This is a genomic window from Paenibacillus ginsengihumi DSM 21568 (assembly GCF_000380965.1).
GTDB lineage: Bacteria > Bacillota > Bacilli > Paenibacillales > NBRC-103111 > Paenibacillus_G > Paenibacillus_G ginsengihumi.
This window is the reverse complement of sequence record NZ_KB905667.1, coordinates 1-4,627: the sequence shown is the minus strand read 5'-3', so window position 1 is coordinate 4,627 and position 4,627 is coordinate 1. Positions and strand designations below refer to the sequence as shown.

Annotated in this window: 6 protein-coding genes; 5 read left to right on the top strand and 1 reads right to left on the bottom strand. The window is 49.3% G+C overall.

The window, feature by feature from the left end:
- The first annotated feature begins 132 nt into the window (after positions 1-132).
- From F591_RS31070 to F591_RS0126690, 4 genes are all read left to right on the top strand, one after another.
- Positions 133-483: a YvbH-like oligomerization domain-containing protein gene (locus F591_RS31070; RefSeq protein WP_083935632.1), complete on the top strand. Its 351-nt coding sequence runs from the start codon at positions 133-135 to the stop codon at positions 481-483.
- A gap of 181 nt (positions 484-664) precedes the next feature.
- On the top strand, positions 665-868 hold the full coding sequence (locus tag F591_RS0126705) for a zinc ribbon domain-containing protein (RefSeq protein ID WP_019537602.1): 204 nt from the start codon (positions 665-667) through the stop codon (positions 866-868).
- A 424-nt stretch (positions 869-1,292) separates the two neighbouring features.
- Complete coding sequence (locus tag F591_RS0126695) at positions 1,293-1,742, top strand: RrF2 family transcriptional regulator (RefSeq protein ID WP_019537600.1); 450 nt, start codon at positions 1,293-1,295, stop codon at positions 1,740-1,742.
- Positions 1,743-2,070: 328 nt separating this feature from the next.
- Positions 2,071-2,730, top strand: a complete 660-nt coding sequence (locus F591_RS0126690) for a nitroreductase family protein (protein WP_019537599.1) — start codon at positions 2,071-2,073, stop codon at positions 2,728-2,730.
- Positions 2,731-2,811: 81 nt separating this feature from the next.
- On the opposite strand, the gene F591_RS0126685 is transcribed toward F591_RS0126690, so the two are convergent.
- Complete coding sequence (locus F591_RS0126685) at positions 2,812-3,351, bottom strand: DUF420 domain-containing protein (RefSeq protein WP_019537598.1); 540 nt, start codon at positions 3,349-3,351, stop codon at positions 2,812-2,814.
- Positions 3,352-4,200: 849 nt separating this feature from the next.
- Between F591_RS0126685 and F591_RS0126680 the strand changes: the two genes are divergently transcribed.
- A partial coding sequence (locus F591_RS0126680; protein WP_019537597.1) for an Rpn family recombination-promoting nuclease/putative transposase occupies positions 4,201-4,627 on the top strand: 427 nt, incomplete at its 3' end.

Genomic DNA, 4,627 nt, shown 5'->3' with positions numbered 1-4,627 from the left:
TCGGCGACGCTCCGCAAGAATTTCAATTCGGCGTTCGCGGCGTGATTTTCGTTCTGGCGCATGGTTCGTTGCTTGTGGTACCATGTTGCTAGGGACACTTCCTCTCGTTGGTTATTCGTGGTGGTTTAACCTTTGACAAGAGGCTTGCAGTGTCCTGTTTATTTTGCAAAAAAATTGGCAACTTTTTATGACGAAAATGCCTTGTCACAACGTGAATCTCTCAGATTTTGGCTAGGCTACATTCCGAATTCATGTTTAATCAAAATATCCGAAATTGTGGCGACGAACGACCAGCTATATGATTATGCCGTATCCAGCGTACAAATAGCCAAAGAGAGCATCGGGCGTCTATCTGCTCAAGGGTCGGCCGCCGAGCAATTCAATGCGATCAACGAATCTGTGTATAACTGGCTAAAATCCAAGCACGACGAGCATAAAATCAAAGATTTTGGTTATGTATTCGAAAAATACATCAATCAGTAACGAGGCTTTAGCCGCCATTTAGGCTTTCGCTTAGCCAGCGACAGACGAGACAACAAGAGTCTAGCCGCTTGAGAAGTCACCTGATGGCGGATTTTTTGTTAAAAATATCCTTTGCTAAATGCAACCTTCTCCCCCCTCGAAGCGTACATAGAAATATAAGCCTTAAGGGAGGAATTCATGTATGGCGGAAAAGGGATGTATCAAATGCGGAAGCAGAGATGCGAGGACGAAAGAGGTTGCCATGACCGGCACAGGACTTTCCAAATTGTTTGATATCCAGCACAATCAGTTTGTCGTCGTGTACTGCACAAATTGCGGGTATTCCGAATTTTACAACAAACAATCGTCAGCAGGCTCGAACGTTCTCGATTTCTTTTTTGGTTGAGAGTTAAGGCCGACCGATGAGGCAGACGGAAAATGCTGCATTTTTTTGCAGGATTCGTCGCCTCAAGTGCCCGGGGGAAAATCGCTAACGGTTAAATAAAACTTCGAAAATGGAGAAAGAAGCCTATGCGAAGCAGAGCGGTCCAATTCGTTGTTTTGTTACTCATCCTGATATCGATTGCCGTTCCGGGCATTTTCGGCTGGAATTTTTTCGTAAAGACGCTTTACGTGTTTAATTTGTTCATTATTGTATTTGCAGTTGCCCTTTGAGAGTGGTGAAGATGCTGATCGATGAATTGCAGAAAGCATCGGGCCTCGTCCTCCGCCAAGCCTTATTCGACCGTTAAACAATTGCGGGTTGCGCCGGAATCCGGTACAATGGCTCATAGCTGCAATTCGCATGCGATACAGGGGGGGGCCTTAAGGTGAAGCAGGAATATTGCACATCGACGCAGCACCCGAGATGGTTCGGCCTCGCGGTTCAGGCGCTTGCGGTTATGTCGCAGGAGAACGTAAATACAGCTTGTCCGAGCATCGAGCTGGCCAAATACCTTCAGTCGGAGCCTTCTTTGCTGCGCCGCATCCTGTCCGTTCTCGCCAAGGAAGGATTTATCGAGCCGCGGGAAGGGCGTGCCGGCGGGTACCACTTGAAGAAACCGGCGGAGTCGATTCGCTTGGTCGACGTATATGATGCATTCCGTCCGGGCAGCAGGCTGTGCTTCGGTATTGAGGAAACAGCGGGCACGCATCCTTTGGGCCGACAGATGAAATGCGCCCTGGGGAAAATCACGAAAGAAATGGATAGCAGCATGCGCGAAGTATTAAGCAAATATACGATTGCAGATATTGCCAATGAATCGGAATCAAAAATTTAATATAGGTCTAAGCATGCAGACCGTTGACAACCGCTTTTTCAGTGTCTATACTGTGCAATATAATCAACAGTTTAACGGAAGCGGGCACCGCATCTTTTTTTGAATTTTACTGTGCAGTTTCCGGCACAGTTTCGCTTGCCCCGGTAAGCCGTTGTTTTGCAACAGCCGGCTGTCGCAGAACACATTTTGCGGTTGTCGCTGTGCAAATGAGAATTAGACGCCGACGACGAACGATCCTTCGTCATCGGTCGGCACCTTCGATACTGACAATTCGCCGACAGATTCGTCGAATTTTCAGGATACTATTTTATCCATGGGAGGAATTAAAATGTCAACTACTCAAACCGGGGTTAATTCCCCGCTGTTCGCAGATGTCATCAGAGGGCGCCGTTCGGTACGTCATTACGACAAATCGGTTCGGCTGTCCCACGAGCAAATCACGGAGCTGCTGAAGGAAGCGACGCTTGCGCCGTCCTCCTCCAATATTCAGCCTTGGCGCTTCCTCGTTATTGAGAAGGAGGAGCTGAAAGAAAAGCTGCAGCCGATCGCCTTTAACCAATCCCAGGTGACGGAAGCGGCGGCGGTTATCGTTGTGCTGGGCGATACGGAAGGCTATAAAAGAGCCGACCAAATTTACGGCGAAGCAGCGGAGCGCGGCTACATGACGGAGGAAACCGCCAAATCGTTCGCGGAAAGAACGGTCAGCATGTACGGTTCGCTTCCGAAAGAGGTGCTGCACAAGATCATCCACACCGACGGCGGGATCGTATCCCAGCAGCTGATGCTGGTTGCGCGCGCCCATGGCTACGATACGGTGCCGATGGGCGGCTACGACGCGGCCCAGCTCAAAGCGGCGTTCAACATCAGCGATCGCTACATTCCGATCATGCTGATTGCGCTCGGCAAAGCGGCCAAGCCGGGCCATCCGACGACAAGGCTGCCGATCGAAGACATTACCTTCTTTAACGAAATGCCTGCAGACAAGTAATATTCGGAGAGCAAGAAAGACCTTCAACGCGATGCGGATAGCACCGGGCTTGAAGGTCTTTTTTTCAATGGCTTTTTCAAGTTAGTAATAAGGCGAGATCATCATGTAGACGAGTACGCCCGTCAAGCTGACATACAGCCATAACGGCATCGTCCAGCGGGCCAGCCTGTGGTGCTTCGGAACGTTCATCTGAAGCCCCCGGACCGTCGTGAACAAGGCGAGAGGGACGATGACGGCAGCCAGCACGATATGCGTGATCAGGATGAAGTAGTAGATGCCTGCCCATACCCCGCTGCCGCCGTACGAAGTCGATTCGGACAACGAGTGATAGGTGAGATACGACACCAGGAAGAAAGCGGTCGACGTAAAAGCGGCAAAAATAAAGTTGCGGTGCCAGACGATGTTTTTACGCCTAATCATGATCAGCGCCAAAACGAGAAAGACGAAGGTGAATCCGTTCAATATGGCGTTAAACTTGGGCAAATACGTGTAGTCTTTGGCGGCGTCGCCCATTTGCGGCATAAACAGCAGGGCAAGCACCGTGCCGTTAATGACAACGGTCAAAGCGATCACGACGATGGTAATCAAGCGTTCCTGACGGGCGGCGATTGAATTGTTCATATTCGGATTCCTTTCCAATGAGCGTGCCTGACAGCCGATTGCTATAAGCTTAAACTTGGCGCATGGACGGTGTCAACGACGCTTCTGTGAACGTTTTATACGGCGATGGCGTCCTTGAAGTATACTTTTGCACAAACTGACGAACAATACTTCTCCTGTAAGAACGGGGCGCCATTACATATACTATATAGTGTGAAGATAAAATTCGACAAGCCCAGGGAGGGATGAGCCGATACTGGACGAACGCCGCACTGCTATATTGGCTATTTTGCAGCAAATCCCAGGTTCAGGAGACCGAGCGAACCCTAATCTAACGCTCGCTACAGAGCTTATTTCGCTCGAAATCACTGAATTGAAATAGTAACGCAAGTGAGCAGCCTTATTGGGCAATTTGGGATACCCGATTCAGCGTTTTTGCCCCAATAGCGTTACCCAGTTTCGTTACATTTTCAAAGGCTGCGTTTCAGCTAAATAGCGTTTGTCATTTGCGTTAGAGAGGGATGGTCATTCATGGCTCGCTTGTAGCCCTCGGTTTATGATCAGCTTCGAGCCATCAACCGGCCCCCCACCCAAACGTGAAACCCTTTGTGGCTATGACCCCAAGTCATGGAGCGGGCGCTCATCCTTGAATGGACGTCGATAGATGTTTTCATAATGTTGAACCCTGCTGCGCATCATGCAGCTGTTCCCGTTACAGCTCGTAAGCGTTGGCAGAGGCAGCGCGTTCGACGGCTATCCCCTTCTTCTCAAGTATAGCTAAGCAGACAAGGTTTGTGTTAAAAAAAAATAACGCCTCACGATGAAGCGCTTAAGAAGCTGCTGCAAACCTTTTTCAAGGAATTTATCGAATTGTTTTTTCCGGAATTGGATCGTTTGCTGGACCATCGCCAGACGCGATTTCTCATGCAGGAACTGCTCGTCGATATTGTCGGCCACGAATCCAGGGAGCTCGATCTCCTGCTTGAAACGAAGTATACCGAGCTTGATGCCTATGTGCTGATTCACTTTGAGCCGCAGTCTTATAGGGATGCGGATTTTCATGAACGCATGTTTATTTATTTTGGACGCTTGTTTGAGCGGCATCGGAAAGAGCATAAGCTGATCATTCCGATCGCCATTTTTACGGCCGACGATGTGAAGGATGAACCGGATTCTGTAACGATGGAAATTCCGGGGCATGAAATATTGCGGTTTCAGTTTTTGAAGGTCGAGCTGCGAAATCAAAACTGGCGGCAATTTATTCAGTCGGACAATCCGGTGGCTGCTGCCTTGCTTG

What these genes read in the sequence shown, in the direction of transcription:
- F591_RS0126690 (WP_019537599.1), top strand. Translation starts at nt 2,071, where the DNA reads ATGTCAACTACTCAAACCGGGGTTAATTCCCCGCTGTTCGCAGATGTC.
- F591_RS0126685 (WP_019537598.1), bottom strand. Translation starts at nt 3,351, where the DNA reads ATGAACAATTCAATCGCCGCCCGTCAGGAACGCTTGATTACCATCGTC.
- F591_RS0126705 (WP_019537602.1), top strand. Translation starts at nt 665, where the DNA reads ATGGCGGAAAAGGGATGTATCAAATGCGGAAGCAGAGATGCGAGGACG.